This window comes from Pseudomonas fulva NBRC 16637 = DSM 17717 (genome assembly GCF_000730565.1).
Taxonomy (GTDB): domain Bacteria; phylum Pseudomonadota; class Gammaproteobacteria; order Pseudomonadales; family Pseudomonadaceae; genus Aquipseudomonas; species Aquipseudomonas fulva.
This window is the reverse complement of record NZ_BBIQ01000025.1, coordinates 1-21,565: the sequence shown is the minus strand read 5'-3', so window position 1 is coordinate 21,565 and position 21,565 is coordinate 1. Positions and strand designations below refer to the sequence as shown.

Below are 21,565 nucleotides of genomic sequence, written 5' to 3'. Positions count from 1 at the left end.
CGCCGCTCAGTGGCGCGAATGTCGCGCCCTGAGTGGAACGGGCTGGGCGACCAGCACGATGCCGGAAAAGCCCAGCACCAGGAAACAGAACATCTGCCAGCGCTCGCCCACGGAGATCCCGTAGCGCAAGGTGTAGTAGCCGATGCAGGCCCCAAGGCCCAGCAACAGCATCTGGCCACGGAACTGGCGCCACCAGGCAGCCAGGCCTTCCACCCTCGCCAATACCGCCAGCTGGGTGATCAGGCCGAGCAGTGCCACGCCGATCAACCAACGGTCGATCTGCCCGGCAATGTCCTGGACAAGCAATGGCGCAAGGCCGCTGACTTTCAACGCAGGCACCAACCCCACGTGGAACACCCACAGGCCACCGACCCAGAATACCTGGGCCAGCTGCCAGAGGATCCCCTCGAGGGAAGGCGCCCGCAGGCGCCGGTCAGATGTGCTTGACTTCGACAATCTCGTACTCGACCGTACCGTTTGGCGTCTTGACGACAACGGTGTCACCCTCTTCCTTGCCAATGATGGCGCGAGCGATCGGCGCACTGCTGGACAGCTTGCCTTTCTTCACGTCGGCTTCATCCTCGCCAACGATCTGGTAGGTGACCTGATCACCCGTCTCGGTGTTTTCCAGATCGACGGTAGTACCGAAAATGACCTTGCCCGTATGGGCAATGGTGGTCACGTCGATCACGACCGAGTTCTGCAAACGGCCTTCGATGTCGCGGATACGGGCCTCGACCATGCCCTGCTCCTCGCGGGCGGCATGGTACTCGGCGTTCTCCTTCAAGTCGCCCAGCTCACGCGCTTCACCAATGGCTTGGCTCAGGCGCGGGCGCTCGGTCTTGCTCAGAAAGAGCAGTTCTTCTTCCAGGGCGCGAGCGCCCTGGACGGTCATCGGGTATTTGGTCATGCTCATGCTTTGAGTCCTGCGTGCAGATCCTGCAGGCGGCGAACGGTTTTTTCCGGACCGAATTTCAGCGCCTCGCAGATGGCTTCACCGGCCGCAATGGTCGTGGTGCAGTAGATCTTGTGCTGCAGCGCATTGCGGCGAATCGAGTAGGAATCGGCGATCGACTGACGGCCTTCGGTGGTGTTGATGATCAACGACACTTCGTCGTTCTTGATCATGTCGACCACATGAGGACGGCCTTCGGTCACCTTGTTCACGCGGCGTACCTTCAAGCCGGCCGCCTCGATGACCTTGGCGGTACCTGCGGTTGCCACCACTTCGAAGCCCAGGGCGATCAGGTCGCGGGCAACGCCGGCCACTTGCGGCTTGTCGTCGTCGCGCACGCTGATGAACGCAGTGCCACCGGTCGGCAGTACTTCGCTGGCACCCATCTGGGCCTTGGCGAAGGCTTCACCGAAGCTGTCACCGACACCCATTACTTCACCGGTCGATTTCATCTCAGGGCCGAGGATCGGGTCAACCCCTGGGAACTTGGCGAACGGGAAGACGGCTTCCTTCACGCTGTAGAAGTTGGGGATGATTTCCTGGGTGAAGCCCAGCTCCTTCAGGGTTTTGCCTGCCATGACGCGGGCGGCGATCATGGCCAGCGACGTGCCGATGCACTTGGACACGAACGGTACGGTACGCGAGGCACGCGGGTTGACTTCGATCACGTAGATCTTGTCGCCCTGCAGGGCCAGTTGCACGTTCATCAGGCCAACTACGCCCAGCTCCAGGGCCATTTTCTTGACCTGCACACGCACTTCATCCTGCACTTCCTTGCTCAGCGAGTAAGGTGGCAGCGAACATGCCGAGTCACCGGAGTGAACGCCGGCCTGCTCGATGTGCTGCATGATGGCGCCGATGACCACATCGGTACCGTCGCAGACCGCATCCACGTCCATCTCGATGGCGCAGTTGAGGAAGTGGTCCAGCAGCACCGGGCTGTCGTTGGACACCTGAACGGCTTCGCGCAGGTAGCGCTTGAGCTCGTCCAGTTCGTAGACGATCTCCATGGCACGACCACCCAGGACGTAGGATGGACGCACGACCAGCGGGTAGCCGATGGTGCCAGCGGCGCTGATGGCCTCTTCTTCGCTGCGCACGGTGGCGTTTGGCGGCTGCAGCAGGTTCAGGCGCTGCACCATCTGCTGGAAGCGCTCACGGTCTTCGGCACGGTCGATGGCGTCGGGGCTGGTGCCGATGATCGGCACGCCGGCTTCTTCCAGGGCGCGGGCAAGCTTGAGCGGGGTCTGGCCGCCGTAGTGCACGATCACGCCCTTGGGCTTCTCGACGCGGCAGACTTCCAGCACGTCTTCCAGCGTCAGCGGCTCGAAGTACAGACGGTCGGAGGTGTCGTAGTCGGTGGAAACGGTTTCCGGGTTGCAGTTGACCATGATGGTCTCGTAACCGTCGTCACGCAGCGCCAAGGCGGCGTGCACGCAGCAGTAGTCGAACTCGATGCCCTGCCCGATGCGGTTGGGGCCACCGCCGAGGATCATGATCTTGTCGCGGGTCGACGGGTTCGCCTCGCACTCCTCCTCGTAGGTGGAATACAGATAGGCGGTGTCGGTGGCGAACTCGGCGGCGCAGGTGTCGACGCGCTTGTACACCGGGAACACTTCCAGCTTGTGGCGGTGACGGCGCAGGGTCTTGTCGGTGATGCCCAGCAGCTTGGCCAGACGCTGGTCAGAGAAGCCCTTGCGCTTGAGGCGCAGCATGCAGTCCTTGTCGATCGCGGTGAGGGCCAGGGTCTTGACCTTTTCCTCTTCCTTGATCAGGTCTTCCATCTGCACCAGGAACCACATGTCGATGCCGGTCAGGTCGAAGATCTGCTCGCAGGTCATGCCCGAACGCATGGCGTCGGCCACATACCAGATGCGCTCGGCGCCCGGCACGGTCAGCTCGCGCTTGAGGATGCTGGCAGCCTCGGGGCTGGCCAGGTCGACTTTCGGGTCGAGGCCGCAGGCGCCGACTTCCAGGCCGCGCAGGGCTTTCTGCAAGGATTCCTGGAAAGTACGGCCGATGGCCATGACTTCACCGACCGATTTCATCTGGGTCGTCAGGCGAGCGTCGGCCTTCGGGAATTTCTCGAAAGCAAAGCGTGGCAGCTTGGTCACCACGTAGTCGATCGACGGCTCGAAGGAAGCCGGGGTGCGGCCACCGGTGATGTCGTTCTGCAGCTCGTCCAGGGTGTAGCCGATGGCCAGCTTGGCGGCGATCTTGGCGATCGGGAAGCCGGTAGCTTTCGAAGCCAGGGCCGAGGAGCGCGACACACGCGGGTTCATCTCGATGACGACCATGCGGCCGGTGTTCGGGCAAATGCCGAACTGCACGTTGGAACCGCCGGTCTCGACACCGATTTCACGCAGCACCGCCAGGGAGGCGTTGCGCATGATCTGGTATTCCTTGTCGGTCAGGGTCTGCGCCGGGGCGACGGTGATCGAGTCGCCGGTGTGCACGCCCATCGGGTCGAAGTTTTCGATGGAGCAGACGATGATGCAGTTGTCCTTCTTGTCGCGGACCACCTCCATCTCGTATTCCTTCCAGCCGATCAGCGACTCGTCGATCAGCAGTTCCTTGGTCGGCGACAGGTCCAGGCCACGGGTGCAGATTTCTTCGAATTCTTCGCGGTTGTAGGCGATGCCGCCGCCAGTGCCGCCCATGGTGAACGACGGACGGATGATGCACGGGAAGCCAAGCTTCTCGAGCACCGCATTGGCTTCTTCCATGCTGTGGGCGATACCGGAGCGCGGGCACTCCAGGCCGATGTCCTTCATGGCCTTGTCAAAGCGCGAACGGTCTTCGGCCTTGTCGATGGTGTCGGCATTGGCGCCGATCATTTCCACGCCGAACTTCTCCAGAACGCCATGGCGCTCCAGATCCAGGGCGCAGTTCAGCGCAGTCTGGCCACCCATGGTCGGCAGGACGGCGTCAGGGCGCTCTTTCTCGATGATCTTGGCCACCGACTGCCACTTGATCGGCTCGATGTAGGTGGCGTCGGCCATGGCCGGGTCGGTCATGATGGTGGCTGGGTTGGAGTTCACCAGGATGACGCGGAACCCCTCCTCGCGCAGGGCTTTGCAAGCCTGGGCGCCGGAGTAGTCGAATTCGCAGGCCTGGCCGATCACGATCGGGCCAGCGCCGAGAATCAGGATGCTTTTGATGTCTGTACGTTTTGGCATGGTTGTCACTCAAATCCGGGGTCAGTCGGCAAGCCGCATTGAACAATCTGGGTCAGGCGCATCCGGGCATGGCACATGCCGCCCGGGGCCTTGAAGCAGGAGACTCAGCGGCGCTTGGCCATGGCATCGGTGAAACGATCGAACAGGGGCGCGACGTCGGTCGGGCCTGGGCTCGCTTCAGGGTGGCCCTGGAAGCTGAACGCGCTCTTGTCGGTGCGCTCGATACCCTGCAAGGTGCCGTCGAACAGCGACTTGTGAATGGCGCGCACGTTGCCAGGCAAGGTCGCTTCGTCTACCGCAAAGCCGTGGTTCTGGCTGGTGATCATGACCACACCGGTATCGAGGTCCTGAACCGGGTGGTTGGCACCGTGGTGGCCGTGGCCCATCTTCACGGTCTTGGCGCCGGAGGCCAAGGCCAGCAGCTGGTGACCCAGGCAGATGCCGAAGACCGGGATGTCGGTTTCCAGGATTTCCTTGATCGCCTGAATGGCGTAGTCGCAAGGCTCAGGGTCGCCCGGGCCGTTGGACAGGAAAACGCCGTCCGGGTTGAGGGCCAGCACTTCGCTCGCCGGCGTCTGGGCCGGTACCACGGTGACGCGGCAGCCACGGGCAACCAGCATGCGCAGGATGTTCAGCTTGACGCCGTAGTCGAACGCAACCACATGGTAAGGCAGGTCGGCAGCTTCGAGGGTGGGGTGGCTGTCGGTCTTGAGCTCCCACACGCTGGAGCGCCATTCGTAGCGTTCCTTGGTGGAAACCACCTTGGCCAGGTCCATGCCTTTAAGGCCTGGGAAGCCGCGCGCAGCAGCGATCGCGGCTTCTTCGCTGATGTCGTCACCGGCCAGGATGCAGCCGTTCTGAGCGCCCTTTTCACGCAGGATTCGGGTCAGGCGGCGGGTGTCGATACCCGCAATGGCCACCACATTGTTGGCCTTGAGGTATTCGGGCAGCGACTGAGTGTTGCGCCAGTTGCTGGCCAGCAGCGGGAGATCGCGAATGACCAGGCCGGCCGACCAGACGCGGTTGGATTCTGCGTCCTCCGGCGTGGTGCCGGTGTTGCCGATGTGCGGGTAGGTCAGGGTAACGATTTGCTGCGCGTAGGAAGGGTCTGTAAGGATTTCCTGGTAGCCGGTCATAGCGGTGTTGAATACCACCTCACCAACGGTCTGGCCGTCGGCACCGATTGCCTCACCGCGGAAAATACTGCCGTCGGCAAGGGCGAGTATGGCTGGCTTTGTCAAGAAGACCTCCCGAAAATCAAGCATGAAAGGGCGATCGCAGGTTGCAAAAAAGCGGAGTGACGTATGGACACGTCACCCCGCTTTTATGTGCTGAATTCAATTCGCTGCGCGCTTTTAGTGGACACACTAAAGCTGTAGCTTACAGAAAAGTGCGTTTTGGGTCTACCGCATATGTGCCTCTTAAACACATGAATGCGACAGACCGCTGCCAGAGCCACGCGCCAGAAGCGAGCCCCACCGCCTAGACCCGCACAGGTGCGCGTCAGCGGCGGCAGGTTGCCCTGGTCACGACCGATGGCTCAGTGCAGCTCGAGCACATCCTGCATGTCGTACAGGCCAGGCTCGCGCCCGTCCAGCCACAAAGCCGCTCGCACGGCACCCTTGGCGAATGTCATGCGGCTGGAGGCCTTGTGGGTGATCTCCAGGCGCTCGCCCTCGGCAGCGAACAGCACCGTGTGATCACCGACCACATCGCCGGCGCGCACCGTGGCAAAGCCGATGGTCTTGCGATCACGCGCACCGGTCTGCCCTTCGCGGCCATACACCGCCACTTCCTGCAGGTCGCGCCCCAGCGCATTGGCCACCACTTCACCCATGCGCAGCGCGGTGCCCGAAGGCGCATCGACCTTATGGCGGTGATGCGCCTCGAGGATCTCGATATCGACGTCATCGCCCAGCACACGCGCCGCGATGTCCAGCAGCTTGAGGCTGAGGTTGACGCCCACACTGAAGTTGGCCGCGAACACGATCGGGATGTCTTTGCCCGCTTCGGCCAGCAGGTGCTTTTCTTCCACGGTGAACCCGGTGGTGCCGATGACCATGGCCTTGCCATGCTTGCGGCAGAACGCCAGGTTCTTCAGGGTGACCGATGGATGGGTGAAGTCGATCAGCACGTCGAAGTCATCGGCAACCTTGGCCAGGTCGTCTGACAGCAGCACGCCAATGCGCCCCAGGGCCGCCAACTCGCCTGCATCCGCACCCACCAGCGTGCTGTCCGGGCGGTCGATGGCAGCCGTAAGTCCGGCACCTGCGGTTTGCTGCACGGCTTCGACGAGGGTCTTGCCCATTCGCCCTGCCGCGCCCATCACTGCAATACGTCGCATAGCCTTTTCCTTGTCAGAGATCGCCGAAGAAGCGCTTCACGCCATCGAACCAGCCATTGGCCTTGGGCGAATGGGAGCTGTCGCCTTCGAGCGAATCACGCAGCTCTTCAAGCAGCTCGCGCTGGCGACGGCTGAGGTTGACCGGCGTCTCCACCGCCACGCGGCACAGTAGATCGCCCGCACCACCACCGCGCACAGGCGCCACGCCCTTGCCACGCAGGCGGAACTGCTTGCCGGTCTGGGTGCCTTCGGGAATGCGCAGCTTGACCCGACCGTCGAGGGTTGGCACCTCGAGTTCGCCACCGAGCGCAGCATCGGTGAAGCTGATCGGCACTTCGCAGTACAAGTGCTTGCCATCACGCTGGAAGATCTCGTGCTCACGCACGTTGATCACCACGTACAGGTCACCGGTCGGCCCACCGTGCGCGCCGGCTTCGCCCTCGCCCGACAGGCGTATGCGATCACCGGTGTCGACGCCTGCTGGCACCTTGACCGACAGGGTCTTGTATTCCTCGACGCGGCCTTCGCCATGGCAGGCGCCACAAGGGTCGGTGATGATCTTGCCCTGGCCATGGCAGCGCGGGCAGGTCTGCTGCACCGAGAAGAAGCCCTGCTGCATGCGCACCTGGCCGATGCCGCCGCAGGTCGGGCACGTCGACGGAGTGGAGCCTTTCTTCGCACCGCTGCCATCGCACGGCTGGCAGTTGACCAGCGTCGGCACGCGAATGCTGACCGTGGTGCCGCGTACGGCTTCTTCCAGGTTCAGCTCCAGGGTGTAGCGCAGGTCGCTGCCGCGCTGGGCGCCACCGCGCCCACCACCCCGGCCGCCGCCGAAGAAATCGCTGAACACATCACCGAAGATATCGGAGAAGTTGGCGCCCCCGAAACCGGCCCCGCCGCCACCCATGCTCGGGTCGACACCGGCATGGCCATACTGGTCGAACGCTGCGCGCTTGCTGGCGTCCGACAGGACCTCGTAGGCCTCGTTGGCTTCCTTGAATTTGTCTTCGGACTCTTTGTCACCCGGGTTGCGGTCAGGGTGGTACTTCATCGCCAACCGGCGATAGGCTTTCTTGAGGTCAGCATCCGTGGCGCCGCGCTCGACACCCAGGACCTCATAATAATCACGCTTGGACATAGGTCATTTGCACCTTGTTGGGCGTCCGGCATCTGCGCCGCGCCGTCAGCACCTGCTCCCCATGAGGGGCTGACAAATGCTGCAAAAATTCTCGAATTCCAGATACGTCAACGCGGGAGCAAGCCCCCGCGCGGCGACATCCTACCAGTTCACCGCCAAACGGCGGTGCACTGGCCGACAACTTGCAGGAATTACTGCTTGTTGTTGTCTTTCACTTCTTCGAACTCGGCGTCCACCACGTCATCGTGCTTGGCTTCCGGCTCGGCCTGCTGCGCGCCGCCCTGAGGCTGTTCAGCCGACTGCTCGGCGTACATCTTCTGGGCAACCGGTGCAGAGACCTTGGACAGCTCTTCGACCTTGGCGTCGATGGCAGCCTTGTCGTCGCCTTTGACGGCGGTTTCCAGGGCGACCACGGCCGCTTCGATGGCAGTCTTTTCTTCGGCGGTGACCTTGTCACCCGCGTCGGCGACCATCTTGCGGGTCGAGTGAACCAGTGCATCACCCTGGTTACGGGCAGCGGCCAGCTCTTCGAACTTGCGGTCTTCCTCGGCGTTGGCCTCGGCGTCACGCACCATGCGCTCGATTTCGTCGTCCGACAGGCCGGAGTTGGCCTTGATGACGATGGACTGCGACTTGCCAGTGGCCTTGTCTTTGGCGCTGACGTGCAGGATGCCGTTGGCGTCGATGTCGAAGGTCACTTCGATCTGCGGCACGCCACGTGGTGCTGGCGGAATGTCAGCCAGGTCGAACTTGCCCAGCGACTTGTTCTGTGCCGCCTGCTTGCGCTCGCCTTGCAGCACGTGAATGGTCACGGCGCCCTGGTTGTCGTCGGCCGTCGAGAACACCTGCGACTTCTTGGTCGGGATGGTGGTGTTCTTCTCGATCAGCGAGGTCATCACGCCGCCCATGGTTTCGATACCCAGGGTCAGCGGGCTGACGTCCAGCAGCAGAACGTCCTTCACGTCACCGGCCAATACTGCGCCCTGGATGGCGGCACCCATGGCAACGGCTTCGTCCGGGTTCACGTCCTTGCGCGCTTCCTTGCCGAAGAAGTCGGCAACGGCTTTCTGAACCAGCGGCATACGGGTCTGGCCACCGACCAGGATCACGTCGTCGATCTTGCTGGCGTCGATACCGGCGTCCTTGAGCGCAATGCGGCAAGGCTCGATGGTGCGGCTGACCAGGTCTTCGACCAGCGATTCCAGCTTGGCGCGGGAAATCTTCACGTTCAAGTGCTTCGGACCGGTTGCATCTGCAGTGATGTACGGCAGGTTGACGTCGGTCGACTGGGCCGAGGACAGCTCGATCTTGGCCTTTTCAGCAGCTTCCTTCAGGCGCTGCAGGGCCAGCGGGTCGTTCTTCAGGTCCATGCCGGACTCTTTCTTGAACTCGTCGACGAGGTAGTCGATCAGGCGCATGTCGAAGTCTTCGCCACCCAGGAAGGTGTCGCCGTTGGTGGCCAGTACTTCGAACTGATGCTCGCCGTCGACTTCGGCAATTTCGATGACCGATACGTCGAAGGTACCACCACCCAGGTCATAGACGATGACAGTGTGGTCGCCCTTGGCCTTGTCCATGCCGTAGGCCAGTGCAGCGGCGGTCGGCTCGTTGATGATGCGCTTGACGTCCAGACCGGCGATGCGGCCGGCGTCCTTGGTGGCCTGACGCTGGCTGTCGTTGAAGTAGGCCGGCACAGTGATGACCGCTTCGGTCACAGGCTCGCCGAGGTAGTCTTCGGCGGTCTTCTTCATTTTCTTCAGCACTTCAGCGCTGATCTGCGGCGGCGCCATGTCTTTGCCGCTGGCCTGAACCCAGGCGTCGCCGTTGTTGGCCTTGACGATCTTGTAAGGCACCAGCTTGATGTCTTTCTGCACGACGTCTTCTTCGAAGCGACGGCCGATCAGGCGCTTGACGGCAAACAGCGTGTTGTGCGGGTTGGTCACGGCCTGGCGCTTGGCCGACTGGCCGACCAGGATTTCGCCGTCGTTGGCGTAGGCCACGATCGAGGGGGTGGTACGCGCACCCTCGGCGTTCTCGATGACTTTGACGTTACCGTTTTCCAGCACAGAGACGCACGAGTTGGTGGTCCCCAGGTCGATACCGATGATCTTGCCCATGTTAACTCTCCCGAAACTTGAATGAGGTAGCAGCGGCTACTGTGGCCAACTGCGGTAATACTTGAAGGCTTGACACCTAGATGGGGATGCCCGGAAGGATTTCAAGCCTTTTCATCGATAGAAGGTTGCGCTGCGCTCGGCGCCTTGCTGACCACCACCATGGCGGGGCGCAGCAGGCGGCCGTTGAGCAGGTAGCCCTTCTGGAACACGTTCAATACGCTGTTGGGTTCGACCTCGGCGTTTTCCTGCATGGCCATGGCCTGATGATGCTCAGGGTTGAACGGCTGGCCGTGCGGGTCGATGGCTTCGAGGTTGTAGCGCTTGAGGGTGTCCTGGAACATCTTCAGGGTCAGCTCGACGCCTTCGCGGATCTGCTTGACGTGTTCGTCCTGGGCGCTGGAGTGAGCCAGGGCCAGTTCCAGGCTGTCGATCACAGGCAGCAGGTCGGTGGAGAATTTTTCCAGGGCGAACTTGTGCGCCTTTTCCACATCCTGCTCGGCACGACGGCGGATGTTCTGCAGTTCGGCCACGGTACGCAGCGACTGGTCCTTGGCCGCGGCCAGCTGTTCTTCGAGTTCCAGCACGCGGGCATCAGCTGCGTTGTCGGCACCGGTTTGCTCGACGTTGAGGTCTTTCTCGTTCAGCTGCTCATCAGCCATGGGATATCTCCTGCGCAATTTGGTGGACTGCGAGCCAGGCTCGCCGGTGATGTGGCGTATATGGGGCCGGAAAATACAGCTTCAAGGGGCAACCCGGTTTTTACGCCTTCAAGCGTTTGCGCCAAAAGGGCATTGGCAGGCTGGAAAAAACTACTGTATAAATAACCAGACATGACTTTCTGGAGTCGCCCTCATGCTGGTGCACCTGTCCATTCACAACTACGCCATCGTCGAACACCTCGACCTGGAAATCGCCCGCGGCATGTCCGTGATCACGGGCGAGACAGGTGCGGGCAAGTCGATCATGCTCGATGCCCTGGGCCTGGCCCTGGGCGACCGCGCCGACAGCGGTGTGGTACGCCCCGGCACCGACAAGGCCGACATCCTCGCCACGTTCGACCTGGTTGACATTCCCGAAGCCCACACCTGGCTGGCCGAACGCGACCTCGCCAGCGACGGGCTGTGCATCCTGCGGCGTGTCATCACTGCCGAAGGCCGCAGCCGTGGCTACATCAACGGCACGCCCTGCCCGCTCGGCGACCTCAAGGCCCTGGGCGAGCTGCTGATAGACATCCACAGCCAGCATGAGCACCAGTCCCTGCTCAAGGCCGACACCCACCGGCGCCTGCTCGACGAGTACGCCGGGGCCATCGACCTGGCCCGGCAGGTGCAAATGGCGGCCAAGCGCTGGAACCAGACGCGACTCGAACTGGAGCGCCTGTCCAATTCCGGCGACGAACAGCGGGCCCGTCACCAGCTGCTCAGCTACCAGCTCGAAGAGCTGGACAACCTGGGCCTGGGCGAAAACGAGCTGGAGCACCTGGAGCAGGAGCACAAGAATCTCACCAGCGCTGAGGCCCTGTTCGGCATTTGCCGCCAGGTCATCGACCAGTGCAGTGAAAGCGATTCGGGCAATGTGCTTGGCGCGCTCACCTCCAGCCTCAACCGGTTGGGCGCTGCCAGCAATGCCCCCAAGGCACTGTCGGAAGCGGCCAACCTGATTGCCAGCGCGCAGATTCAGGTGGAAGAAGCCGTGGGCGAGCTCAACCGTTTCCTCGACAACTTCGATGCCGACCCCATGCGGCTGCAGGCCCTGGAAGAACGCCTCGACACCATCTATACCCTGGCGCGCAAGCACCGGGTGCACCCCACAGAGCTACCCCACCTGCAGCAGCAGTTGATGGAGGAACTCGAAGGGCTCAACGCCAGCGACGAATCGCTGGAACGCCTGGGCGAAGAGATGGCTGCATTCGCTCAGCACTATAAAGAGAAGGCCCGCGAACTGAGCGGGCTGCGTCAGCATGCCGCCAAGCAGCTGGCAGAGGCTGTCGAGCAGGAAATCCAGCGCCTGGGCATGCCCGGCGGTCGCTTCTGCATTCAGCTCACGCCCAATGAGACGGCCGACCTTTCACCCAATGGGCTCGAGCAGATCGAATTGCTGGTCAGCGCCAACCCCGGCCAACCCCTCAAGGCGCTGTCCAAAGTCGCCTCGGGCGGCGAACTGTCCCGGATCAGCCTGGCGATCCAGGTCATCACGGCCCAGACCTCGCGCATCCCTACCCTGGTGTTCGACGAAGTGGACGTAGGCATCGGCGGGCCGACGGCGGAAATCGTGGGCCAACTGTTGCGTCGCCTGGGCGAGCGCGGCCAGGTGTTGACCGTCACCCACCTGCCCCAGGTGGCCGCTCAAGGCCATCATCACCTGTTCGTGCACAAGGCCCGCGAGAGCGATACCACGCACACGGCTGTGGCCAGCCTTGGCAAACGCGAGCGGGTCGAGGAAGTGGCGCGCATGCTGGGTGGCATCGACCTGACCAAGGAATCGCTGGCCCATGCGCGCAAGATGGTGGTCAGCGGCAAGGCCTGAAGTCATTCGGCAAAGGGCCGGGGTAACGGCCAACACCACCGCTTGCAGAAAAAACAAAGGCGACCCTAGGGTCGCCTTTGCTGTTTAAGAACGAAGTAATCGTTACTTCTTCTTACGCACATAAAGGACCAGGTTGTGGTCCACCAGCTCGAAACCGTGCTCTTCGACAATTTCACGCTGACGCTTCTCGATCTCGGCGTCCATGAACTCGATGACTTCACTGGTATCCACGTTGACCATATGGTCGTGGTGACCGCCATCGGCCAGTTCAAACACCGCATGACCGCCGTCGAAGTTGTGGCGAACCACCAGACCTGCTGCTTCGAACTGGGTCAGTACACGGTACACGGTGGCCAGGCCAACATCCTCGCCTGCCTCCATGAGGGCCTTGTACACATCTTCGGCGCTCATGTGACGCTGCTCGGCAGAGTCGAGCATTTGAAGGATCTTGACTCGAGGCAGGGTCACCTTGAGACCGGCTTTGCGCAATTCGCTATTTTCAACCATGGTCAGCTTTCTCGCCGATGCTGCTTCGCAGCTTCTCTTAATACGGGTATGATCGGTGTTTACGTTGTCCAGCCAAGATAGTGGAAGTCGCCCACCGATGCAAAACACCAAGCTCTTGCTAACCAGCCTCACCTTCGTGGGACTGCTCGCACTCGCCGGTTGCTCGTTTCCCGGGGTTTACAAAATCGACATCCAGCAGGGCAATGTCGTCACGCAAGACATGATAGACCAATTGCGTCCGGGAATGACCCGGCGGCAAGTGCGGTTTATCATGGGTAACCCTCTGATTCAGGATACGTTCCACACCAACCGGTGGGATTACCTCTACAGCCTGCAACCTGGTGGCGGTCAGCGCCAACAGGAACGCATGAGCATTTTCTTCAATGAAAGCGACCAGCTGGTAAGCCTGTCTGGCGACTTCATGCCGGGCGTCAGCCGCGACCAGGAAATCCTCGGTGGCAGCGGTGACACCACGGTCAGCCCAGGCGCCAACGGCGAGCAGCCGGCAGCCCAGCCGGAAGAAAAACCGGCCAAACCAGGCTCGGTCGAGGAATCCATCCAGCGCGAGATCGACACCATCGAAACCACGCCCGTGCCGACACCGGCACCGCTGGAAACGCGCTAAACGCGCTGATACAAAAAAGCCCGGACAGTGTCCGGGCTTTTTCATTGCTGCAATAAACGCTGCCAATCAAACGTCACCGCCTCCTGCCACTGGAGGCGCGTGGCGATACCTCGATTGCAGACCTTACGAAGCAGCGTACAACTGCTTGGCACGCTCGCAGAACGCATCCACCAGGGTATTGGCTGCCTGATTGAACAGCGGCCCCAGCGTGGCGCGCACCAATGAGCCGGCATAGTCGAACGACAGGTCCAAGCTGATCTTGCAGGCCTTCTCGCCCAGCGGCTTGAACACCCAGATGCCATGCAACTGGGTGAACGGCCCCTCCTCCAGGTTCATCTCGATGGATTCCCCCGGCACCAGCACATTGCGGGTAACGAAGTGCTGGCTGATACCGCCTTTGGCCACCTCGAGCTTGGCGCGCATGTGGGTTTCGCTGGCTTCGAGCACCGTCGAGTCGGAACACCAGGGCAAGAAGTCCGGGTAGCTGGCTACATCGTTTACCAGGTCGTACAAGGCCTGGGCAGGATACGGCAGCAGGGCGGAGCGTTGAATATGGGTAGTCATCCAGGCGTCACTTCCTAGGCTGGGTGGCGGTGCTTCGCAGCATTCCGATTACAGGTTCTGTACCTATGACAGTGCCTGCATTGTCCGGTATTCATTCCAGTGGCTCAAGCACGCAGAAATCCCATAGCGGACGACGCGCGGACTTGCCTATAATGCCGACCCTATGGCTAAGCAAAAAAAACATCCGACCGGGACCATCGCGCAGAACAAGAAAGCGCGACACGATTACTTCATCGAACACAAGTTCGAGGCCGGGCTGGTCCTGTCCGGCTGGGAAGTAAAAAGCCTGCGAGCCGGCAAGGCGCACCTCGTTGACAGCTACGTGCTGCTCAAGGACGGTGAGGCCTGGCTGTTCGGCAGCCACATCACCCCGCTGACCACCGCCAGCACCCACGTCATCGCAGACCCCATCCGCACCCGCAAGCTGCTGCTCAACAAGCGTGAGCTCGAGCGGCTCGAAGCGGCCGTGGCGCAAAAGGGTTATACCTGCGTGGCATTGGCGCTGTATTGGAGCAAGCACCTGATCAAGTGCGAAATCGCACTGGGTAAGGGCAAGAAGGAATACGACAAGCGCGATACCGTGCGCGAACGCGATTCCAACCGCGAGCTGCAGCGGGCCGTGCGCAACAAGGGCAAGGAAGACTAGCGCTTGCCCCTCTTCCCCGCCGAGTGATGATACGGGCAACTAGTTGCCCGATCGTTTCATCAAGGGGAAGCTTACCTGCCGTGAACAGCGCGCCGCCCACAGCGGCCACCTGTTCATGCGTACACTCGCCCGCACACATACCCTCAGTGCCCGTTGCGCCGCTCCGCCCGTGCGACCCGCTGCGCCTCTTCATGCGCCTCTTCGAGCACCTCCTGCACGTACAGAATGTGCCGGCTGGACACCTCACGCGCATCCTCGGCCCTGCCTTCGACAATCGCCAGGTACAACTCCCGGTGCTGGCTGATCAGCATGTCGCGCGTTTCGCTGCGTTGCTGGTACATGCCACCGATGTTGGTGACCACGTTGCGCTTGAGCAGGTCGAACAAGCCACGAATGGTGTGCAGCAGCACGGCATTGTGACTGGCCTCGGCAATGGCCAGGTGAAAGCGCGCATCGGCGGCGCCTTCTTCGGCCCGCGTGACTTCCCCCACCCGTGCGTAGCAGTCCTGCAGCACGTCGAACGCCTCCTTCAAGCGAGCCCGGTCGGGTGCGGTGGCGCGCTGGGCCGCGTAGTAGGCACAAGACGCCTCCAGGGTATGGCGAAACTCCAGCAGGTCGTGTTGCGCCTGAGGGCTGTGTTCGAGCAGTTGCAACAACGGGTCACTGAACGTGGAGCCCAGCGACTGCGCCACATAGTTGCCGCCGCCTTGCTTGCTGACCAGCAACCCCTTGGCCACCAGCTTCTGGATCGCTTCGCGCAACGACGGGCGTGATACCCCAAACTGCTCGGCCAGCACGCGTTCGGCTGGCAGCCGCTGGCCCGACGTCAACGTGCCTTCCAGAATCATCCCTTCCAACCGATCGACAATGTCGTCGGACAGGCGCCGCTGGCGGACCTGATCAAAAACCATCACACGCTCTCCACGAATCCCGGCTGATATCCGGGGCATCCATTCTCGCCGATCCACAGCCGGCCGACACCCACCAGCGCTCGATTTTCACGCCACATCACCTGCCCGCTCATCGGCATTCGACCAAAGTGCTGCCTCGGACAAATTGACACACCCCCGTGTGCGCTTTTAACCTAGCGGCGAGCCATTGTAAATTGGTCTTACCAATTATCCAGGGCCGGCGCATGACCAACAACAATTAGGGGCCACCCCATATGCAAACCTGGCAACAACTCTACAGCCCGCTGGGCAGTCTCGGCCTGTCCGCACTGGCGGCAGTCATCCCCATCGTCTTCTTCTTCCTGGCCCTGGCCGTCTTCCGTCTCAAGGGCCATGTCGCCGGCAGCATCACCTTGGGCTTGTCGATCCTGGTGGCGATCTTCGCTTTCCAGATGCCTGTCGACATGGCCCTGGCGGCTGCCGGCTACGGCTTCCTCTATGGTCTGTGGCCCATCGCCTGGATCATCGTCGCGGCCGTGTTCCTGTACAAACTCACGGTCAAGAGCGGCCAGTTCGAGGTGATCCGCAGTTCGGTGCTGTCGATCACCGACGACCAGCGCCTGCAGGTGTTGCTGATCGGCTTCTGCTTCGGCGCCTTCCTGGAAGGGGCGGCCGGCTTTGGTGCACCGGTGGCGATCACCGCCGCGCTGCTGGTGGGCCTTGGCTTCAACCCGCTGTACGCCGCAGGCCTGTGCCTGATCGCCAACACCGCACCGGTCGCCTTCGGCGCGCTGGGCATCCCGATCATCGTGGCAGGCCAGGTCACCGGCATCGACGCCTTCCACATCGGCGCCATGACCGGTCGCCAGCTGCCGTTGCTGTCACTGTTCGTGCCGTTCTGGCTGGTGTTCATGATGGACGGCCTGCGCGGCGTGAAGGAAACCTGGCCTGCGGCCCTGGTGGCCGGCCTGAGCTTCGCCGTCACCCAGTACTTCACCTCGAACTTCATCGGCCCGGAACTCCCTGACATCACCTCGGCCCTGGCCAGCCTGATCGCCCTGACCTTGTTCCTGAAAGTGTGGCAGCCCAAGCGTTCGTTCGCGGCGGCCACCGGCAGCGTCGGCGCGGCCATGGTGCAAACCGGTGGCAGCCAGCCAAGCCCCTACAGCCTGGGTGAAATCTTCAAAGCCTGGTCGCCGTTCCTGATTCTCACGGTGCTGGTGACGATCTGGACCCTCAAGCCCTTCAAGGCCGCGTTCGCCCCGGGCGGTGCGATGTACAACTTCGTGTTCAACTTCGCCATCCCGCACCTCGACCAACTGGTGATCAAAACGGCCCCCATCGTGGCTGCACCTACGGCCATGCCGGCCGTGTTCAAGCTCGACCCGATTTCTGCCACGGGCACCGCGATCTTCCTGTCGGCACTGATCTCCATGGCCGTGCTCAAGATCAACGTCAAGACTGGTCTGACCACTTTCAAGGAAACACTCTTCGAGCTGCGCTGGCCCATTCTGTCCATCGGCATGGTGCTGGCCTTCGCCTTCGTGACCAACTATTCCGGCATGTCCTCGACCATGGCCCTGGTACTGGCCGGCACCGGCGCGGCGTTCCCGTTCTTCTCGCCGTTCCTGGGCTGGCTGGGGGTGTTCCTGACCGGTTCGGACACCTCCTCCAACGCCCTGTTCAGCTCGTTGCAAGCCACCACCGCGCACCAGATCGGCGTGAACGACACCCTGCTGGTTGCCGCCAACACCAGCGGCGGCGTGACCGGCAAGATGATTTCGCCGCAGTCGATCGCCGTGGCGTGCGCCGCCACCGGCCTTGTGGGCAAGGAGTCCGACCTGTTCCGCTTCACCGTCAAGCACAGCCTGTTCTTCGCCACCATCGTCGGCCTGATCACCTTGGTGCAGGCCTACTGGCTGACCGGCATGCTGGTTCATCACTAAAGTGAAAGGGGCCGGGCAGCCCACATCGCCCGGCCTTACTCACCTGCCAAGCTGCGAGAGCCCATGATCATTTCTGCCTCTACCGATTACCGCGCCGCCGCCCAACGCAAGTTGCCGCCCTTTCTGTTCCACTATGCCGATGGCGGCGCCTACGCCGAGCACACCCTGCGCCATAACGTTTCGGACCTGGCCAGCATCGCCCTGCGCCAGCGCGTGCTGAAGAACATGTCCGAACTCAGCCTGCAGACCGAGCTGTTCGGTGAAACCCTGAGCATGCCTGTGGCCCTGGCCCCGGTCGGCCTGACCGGCATGTACGCCCGCCGTGGCGAAGTGCAGGCGGCGCGTGCGGCTGCTGCCCACGGCATCCCGTTCACCATGTCCACCGTTTCGGTCTGCCCCATCGAAGAAGTGGCCCCGGCCATCGACCGGCCGATGTGGTTCCAGCTGTACGTGCTCAAGGACCGCGGCTTCATGCGCAATGCCCTGGAGCGCGCCAAGGCTGCCGGCGTTCGTACCCTGGTGTTCACCGTCGACATGCCCACCCCCGGCGCCCGCTACCGCGATGCCCACTCGGGCATGAGCGGCAGGAACGGCCCGCTGCGGCGTATGCTGCAAGCCATGACCCACCCGCAGTGGGCATGGGACGTGGGCGTCATGGGCCGCCCGCACGATCTGGGCAACATCTCCACCTACCGGGGCAACCCTACGGGCCTGGCCGACTACATCGGCTGGCTGGCCAACAATTTCGACCCGTCCATTTCCTGGCGCGACCTGGAGTGGATCCGCGAATTCTGGGACGGCCCGATGATCATCAAGGGCATCCTCGATGCCGACGATGCCCGCGATGCGGTCAAGTTCGGCGCCGACGGTATCGTCGTGTCCAACCACGGTGGCCGCCAGCTCGACGGCGTGCTGTCCAGCGCCCGCGCCTTGCCGGCGATTGCCGACGCGGTGAAGGGCGACCTGAAGATCCTGGCCGACTCGGGCATTCGCAGCGGCCTGGACGTGGTGCGCATGATCGCCCTGGGCGCCGACACCGTGCTGATCGGCCGGGCCTTCCTGTATGCCCTGGCCGTTCATGGCCAGGCCGGGGTGAAGAACCTGCTGGAGCTGTTCGAGAAAGAAATGCGCGTGGCCATGGTGCTGACCGGCACCAAGTCCATCGGCGAGATCACCCGCGACTCGCTGGTACGCGAACTCGGCGCCTGAGCGCCTGCCTGAAACACCGCCTGATTACCGGGGCACGCGCCGCACCAGACGCCGCGGCCCCGCGAGGAGACTGCATGAGCCTGCCTGCTGCGTTTCTGCGCGATGCCGAGCGCCTGATACCTGCCGAGCGTCGCTTCGACGACCCGACCTCTACCCTGGCCTTCGGCACCGATGCCAGCTTCTATCGCCTGATCCCCAAGCTGGTGGTGCGGGTGGAGTCCGAGGACGAGGTGGTCGGGCTGATCAAGCTGGCCCAGCGCGAGCGGGTGCCCATCACCTTCCGCGCCGCCGGCACCAGCTTGTCCGGCCAGGCCATCAGCGATTCGGTCCTGATCGTGCTGGGCGATAACTGGAACGGGCGCGAGGTGCGCGGCCAGGGCGAACAGATCAGGCTGCAGCCGGGTGTCATCGGCGCCCAGGCCAACGCCTGGCTGGCGCCGTTCGGGCGCAAGATCGGCCCCGACCCTGCCTCGATCAATGCCTGCAAGATTGGCGGTATCGTCGCCAACAACGCCAGCGGCATGTGCTGCGGCACGGCGCAGAACACCTACCACACCCTGGCCGGCCTGCGCCTGGTGCTGGCCGACGGCACCTGCCTGGACAGCGAGGACCCGGCCAGCGTCGCGGCCTTCCAGAACAGCCACGCCCCCTTGCTCGACGCCCTCGCCCGCCTGGGTCGGGAGACCCGCGCCAATACGGCCCTGGCCGAGCGCATCCGGCACAAGTACCGGCTCAAGAACACCACCGGCCTGTCGCTCAATGCCCTGGTGGATTTCGACCAGCCGCTCGATATCCTGCAGCACCTGCTGGTCGGCTCCGAGGGCACCCTGGGCTTCATCAGCGCGGTGACCTACGACACCGTGCCCGACCACCCGCACAAGGCCAGCGCCCTGCTGGTGTTCCCCAGTGTCGAAAGCTGCTGCCGCGCCGTGCCGATCCTCAAGCGCCAGCCCGTATCGGCCGTGGAGTTGCTGGACCGGCGCAGCCTGCGCTCGGTGCAGGACATGGCCGGCATGCCGGTGTGGGTCAAGGGCCTGTCGGCCAACGCCTGCGCCCTGTTGATCGAATCCCGCGCCGCCAGCCAGACCCTGCTGCACGAGCAAATGCACCAGGTGATGGCCTCGATTGCCGAGTTCCCCCTGGAACAGCAAGTGGATTTCAGCGAAGACCCGGTGGTGTACAACCAGTTGTGGAAGATCCGCAAGGACACCTTCCCCGCCGTGGGCGCCGTGCGCCAGACCGGCACCACGGTCATCATCGAAGACGTCACCTTCCCCGTCGAGCAACTGGCCGAAGGCGTCAACCGGCTGATCCAGCTGTTCGACCAGCACCGCTACGACGAGGCAATCATTTTCGGCCATGCGCTGGAAGGCAACCTGCACTTCGTCTTCACCCAGGGTTTCAACAGCGCCGAGGAAGTGGCGCGCTACCAGGCCTTCATGGACGACGTGGCGCAGTTGGTGGCCGTGGAGTTCGGCGGCTCGCTCAAGGCCGAGCACGGCACCGGCCGCAACATGGCGCCCTTCGTAGCGCTCGAATGGGGCCAGGATGCCTACCAGCTGATGTGGCAGCTCAAGCGCCTGCTCGACCCCAACGGCATTCTCAACCCCGATGTGGTGCTCAGCGAAGACCCGGCCATCCACCTCAAGCACCTCAAGCCGCTGCCGGCTGCCGACGCGATCGTCGACAAATGCATCGAATGCGGGTTCTGCGAACCGGTGTGCCCATCCAAGGGGCTGACCCTCAGCCCGCGCCAGCGCATCGTCATGTGGCGGGATATCCAGGCCAGGGAGCGCGACGGCCAGGACACCCGCACGCTGCGCGACACCTTCCAGTACCAGGGCATGGATACCTGCGCCGCCACGGGGCTGTGTGCCCAGCGCTGCCCGGTGGGCATCAACACCGGCGAGCTGGTCAAGAAGCTGCGCGCCCAGGCGGCCGAACATGGCAAGGCCGCCGACTGGTTGGCCGAACACTTCAAGACGGCCATGGGCGGCGCGCGCCTGTCCCTGACCGCCGCCAATACCGCCCGCAAGCTGCTGGGCGCGCCGCGCCTGAACCGCTTGAGCGCCGCCCTGAGCAAGACCAGCAAAGGGCGCATGCCCCGCTGGACCCCGGCCATGCCCCAGCCTGTGCGCCCTGTGCGCGTGGGTGAGGCGAGCAACGACCCGCGCCCTCGCGTGGTTTACCTGGCTGCCTGCGTGTCCAAGGTCATGGGCCCGGCGTATGCCGATCGCGAGCAGAGCTCGTTGCTGGACAAGACCCGCAGCCTGCTGGAGAAGGCAGGGTATCAGGTGGTCTTCCCTGACAATGCCGAAAGCCTGTGCTGCGGCCAGCCCTTCGCCTCCAAAGGCTACCCTGAGCAGGCTGAACACAAGCGCCAGGAGCTGATCAATGCCCTGCTGCACGCCAGCCGGGGCGGTCTGGACCCGATCTATTGCGACACCAGCCCCTGCACCCTGCGCCTGGTCCAGGACCTGGGGGATACCCGTTTGGACCTGTACGACCCGGTGCGTTTCATCCGTACGCACCTGGTCGATCGGCTCACCTTCACTCCGCAGGATGAACCGGTCGCCGTGCATGTGACCTGCAGTACGCAGCACCTGGGCGAAAGCCAGGCGCTGATCGACCTGGCGCGGCGGTGCAGCACGCAGGTGGTGATACCTGAAGGGATTCATTGCTGCGGGTTTGCCGGCGACAAGGGCTTCACCACCCCGGAGCTCAATGCCCATGCCTTGCGCAGCCTCAAGGATGCCGTGCAGTACTGCGGCGAAGGTATCTCCACCAGCCGCACCTGTGAAATTGGCTTGTCGACCCACAGTGGCATCGATTATCACGGGTTGGTGTATCTGGTGGATCGGGTCACTCGGGCGCGGTAGTTGGGGCCGCTATGCGGCCCATCGCGGCACGAGGCCGCTT

17 protein-coding genes are annotated in these 21,565 nt (G+C 63.0%); 6 read left to right on the top strand and 11 right to left on the bottom strand.

Features of this window, described 5'->3' with window-relative positions; translation table 11 throughout:
- Positions 1-6: 6 nt before the first annotated feature.
- The 8 genes from PFU01S_RS19620 to grpE all read right to left on the bottom strand — a co-directional run bounded on the left by PFU01S_RS19620 (position 7) and on the right by grpE (position 10,392).
- Positions 7-456 (bottom strand): MFS transporter, encoded by a 450-nt coding sequence (locus PFU01S_RS19620; protein WP_080992917.1) that lies wholly within the window; start codon positions 454-456, stop codon positions 7-9.
- Positions 434-916, bottom strand: a complete 483-nt coding sequence (gene greA, locus PFU01S_RS19615; RefSeq protein WP_173645884.1) for a transcription elongation factor GreA — start codon at positions 914-916, stop codon at positions 434-436. Before greA ends, PFU01S_RS19620 begins: the two co-directional genes overlap by 23 nt.
- The gene (gene carB / locus PFU01S_RS19610; RefSeq protein WP_027915418.1) at positions 913-4,134 is read right to left on the bottom strand and encodes a carbamoyl-phosphate synthase large subunit; all 3,222 of its coding nucleotides are present in this window, start codon (positions 4,132-4,134) and stop codon (positions 913-915) included. Before carB ends, greA begins: the two co-directional genes overlap by 4 nt.
- Before the next feature lie 104 nt (positions 4,135-4,238).
- On the bottom strand, positions 4,239-5,375 hold the full coding sequence (gene carA, locus PFU01S_RS19605; protein ID WP_027915419.1) for a glutamine-hydrolyzing carbamoyl-phosphate synthase small subunit: 1,137 nt from the start codon (positions 5,373-5,375) through the stop codon (positions 4,239-4,241).
- A 299-nt stretch (positions 5,376-5,674) separates the two neighbouring features.
- Positions 5,675-6,478 (bottom strand): 4-hydroxy-tetrahydrodipicolinate reductase, encoded by an 804-nt coding sequence (gene dapB / locus PFU01S_RS19600; RefSeq protein WP_028687807.1) that lies wholly within the window; start codon positions 6,476-6,478, stop codon positions 5,675-5,677.
- Between the two features lie 13 nt (positions 6,479-6,491).
- Positions 6,492-7,616 (bottom strand): molecular chaperone DnaJ, encoded by a 1,125-nt coding sequence (dnaJ, locus tag PFU01S_RS19595; protein WP_027915421.1) that lies wholly within the window; start codon positions 7,614-7,616, stop codon positions 6,492-6,494.
- A 191-nt stretch (positions 7,617-7,807) separates the two neighbouring features.
- Positions 7,808-9,733, bottom strand: coding sequence for a molecular chaperone DnaK (dnaK, locus tag PFU01S_RS19590; RefSeq protein ID WP_023533180.1), 1,926 nt, complete (start codon positions 9,731-9,733; stop codon positions 7,808-7,810).
- 101 nt (positions 9,734-9,834) lie between these two features.
- Positions 9,835-10,392, bottom strand: coding sequence for a nucleotide exchange factor GrpE (gene grpE / locus PFU01S_RS19585; protein WP_027915422.1), 558 nt, complete (start codon positions 10,390-10,392; stop codon positions 9,835-9,837).
- Positions 10,393-10,585: 193 nt separating this feature from the next.
- Between grpE and recN the strand changes: the two genes are divergently transcribed.
- Complete coding sequence (gene recN, locus PFU01S_RS19580; RefSeq protein WP_028687806.1) at positions 10,586-12,259, top strand: DNA repair protein RecN; 1,674 nt, start codon at positions 10,586-10,588, stop codon at positions 12,257-12,259.
- Between the two features lie 102 nt (positions 12,260-12,361).
- Here recN and fur read toward each other — a convergent pair whose 3' ends face one another.
- Entirely contained in the window at positions 12,362-12,766 is a 405-nt protein-coding gene (gene fur, locus PFU01S_RS19575; protein WP_023533128.1) for a ferric iron uptake transcriptional regulator, read from the bottom strand.
- A gap of 97 nt (positions 12,767-12,863) precedes the next feature.
- On the opposite strand from fur, the gene PFU01S_RS19570 reads away from it, so the two are divergent.
- The gene (locus tag PFU01S_RS19570; protein ID WP_023533140.1) at positions 12,864-13,391 is read left to right on the top strand and encodes an outer membrane protein assembly factor BamE; all 528 of its coding nucleotides are present in this window, start codon (positions 12,864-12,866) and stop codon (positions 13,389-13,391) included.
- A gap of 123 nt (positions 13,392-13,514) precedes the next feature.
- Here PFU01S_RS19570 and PFU01S_RS19565 read toward each other — a convergent pair whose 3' ends face one another.
- On the bottom strand, positions 13,515-13,955 hold the full coding sequence (locus PFU01S_RS19565; RefSeq protein WP_028687805.1) for a type II toxin-antitoxin system RatA family toxin: 441 nt from the start codon (positions 13,953-13,955) through the stop codon (positions 13,515-13,517).
- 163 nt (positions 13,956-14,118) lie between these two features.
- Between PFU01S_RS19565 and smpB the strand changes: the two genes are divergently transcribed.
- Positions 14,119-14,601 (top strand): SsrA-binding protein SmpB, encoded by a 483-nt coding sequence (gene smpB / locus PFU01S_RS19560; protein WP_023533119.1) that lies wholly within the window; start codon positions 14,119-14,121, stop codon positions 14,599-14,601.
- Between the two features lie 143 nt (positions 14,602-14,744).
- Here the strand turns inward: smpB and PFU01S_RS19555 are convergent, their stop codons facing one another.
- On the bottom strand, positions 14,745-15,512 hold the full coding sequence (locus tag PFU01S_RS19555) for an FCD domain-containing protein (RefSeq protein WP_027915425.1): 768 nt from the start codon (positions 15,510-15,512) through the stop codon (positions 14,745-14,747).
- 254 nt (positions 15,513-15,766) lie between these two features.
- Between PFU01S_RS19555 and PFU01S_RS19550 the strand changes: the two genes are divergently transcribed.
- From PFU01S_RS19550 to PFU01S_RS19540, 3 genes are all read left to right on the top strand, one after another.
- A complete protein-coding gene (locus PFU01S_RS19550) occupies positions 15,767-17,437 on the top strand; it encodes a lactate permease LctP family transporter (RefSeq protein ID WP_028687804.1) in 1,671 nt (556 codons plus the stop codon).
- Positions 17,438-17,500: 63 nt separating this feature from the next.
- Positions 17,501-18,646, top strand: coding sequence for an FMN-dependent L-lactate dehydrogenase LldD (lldD, locus tag PFU01S_RS19545; protein ID WP_028687803.1), 1,146 nt, complete (start codon positions 17,501-17,503; stop codon positions 18,644-18,646).
- 74 nt (positions 18,647-18,720) lie between these two features.
- Entirely contained in the window at positions 18,721-21,525 is a 2,805-nt protein-coding gene (locus PFU01S_RS19540) for an FAD-binding and (Fe-S)-binding domain-containing protein (protein WP_028687802.1), read from the top strand.
- The last annotated feature ends 40 nt before the right edge of the window (positions 21,526-21,565 follow it).

What these genes read in the sequence shown, in the direction of transcription:
- PFU01S_RS19540 (WP_028687802.1), top strand. Translation starts at nt 18,721, where the DNA reads ATGAGCCTGCCTGCTGCGTTTCTGCGCGATGCCGAGCGCCTGATACCT.
- recN (WP_028687806.1), top strand. Translation starts at nt 10,586, where the DNA reads ATGCTGGTGCACCTGTCCATTCACAACTACGCCATCGTCGAACACCTC.
- PFU01S_RS19550 (WP_028687804.1), top strand. Translation starts at nt 15,767, where the DNA reads ATGCAAACCTGGCAACAACTCTACAGCCCGCTGGGCAGTCTCGGCCTG.
- greA (WP_173645884.1), bottom strand. Translation starts at nt 916, where the DNA reads ATGAGCATGACCAAATACCCGATGACCGTCCAGGGCGCTCGCGCCCTG.
- PFU01S_RS19565 (WP_028687805.1), bottom strand. Translation starts at nt 13,955, where the DNA reads ATGACTACCCATATTCAACGCTCCGCCCTGCTGCCGTATCCTGCCCAG.
- dnaJ (WP_027915421.1), bottom strand. Translation starts at nt 7,616, where the DNA reads ATGTCCAAGCGTGATTATTATGAGGTCCTGGGTGTCGAGCGCGGCGCC.
- smpB (WP_023533119.1), top strand. Translation starts at nt 14,119, where the DNA reads ATGGCTAAGCAAAAAAAACATCCGACCGGGACCATCGCGCAGAACAAG.
- fur (WP_023533128.1), bottom strand. Translation starts at nt 12,766, where the DNA reads ATGGTTGAAAATAGCGAATTGCGCAAAGCCGGTCTCAAGGTGACCCTG.
- carB (WP_027915418.1), bottom strand. Translation starts at nt 4,134, where the DNA reads ATGCCAAAACGTACAGACATCAAAAGCATCCTGATTCTCGGCGCTGGC.
- dapB (WP_028687807.1), bottom strand. Translation starts at nt 6,478, where the DNA reads ATGCGACGTATTGCAGTGATGGGCGCGGCAGGGCGAATGGGCAAGACC.
- lldD (WP_028687803.1), top strand. Translation starts at nt 17,501, where the DNA reads ATGATCATTTCTGCCTCTACCGATTACCGCGCCGCCGCCCAACGCAAG.
- grpE (WP_027915422.1), bottom strand. Translation starts at nt 10,392, where the DNA reads ATGGCTGATGAGCAGCTGAACGAGAAAGACCTCAACGTCGAGCAAACC.
- PFU01S_RS19570 (WP_023533140.1), top strand. Translation starts at nt 12,864, where the DNA reads ATGCAAAACACCAAGCTCTTGCTAACCAGCCTCACCTTCGTGGGACTG.
- PFU01S_RS19555 (WP_027915425.1), bottom strand. Translation starts at nt 15,512, where the DNA reads ATGGTTTTTGATCAGGTCCGCCAGCGGCGCCTGTCCGACGACATTGTC.
- dnaK (WP_023533180.1), bottom strand. Translation starts at nt 9,733, where the DNA reads ATGGGCAAGATCATCGGTATCGACCTGGGGACCACCAACTCGTGCGTC.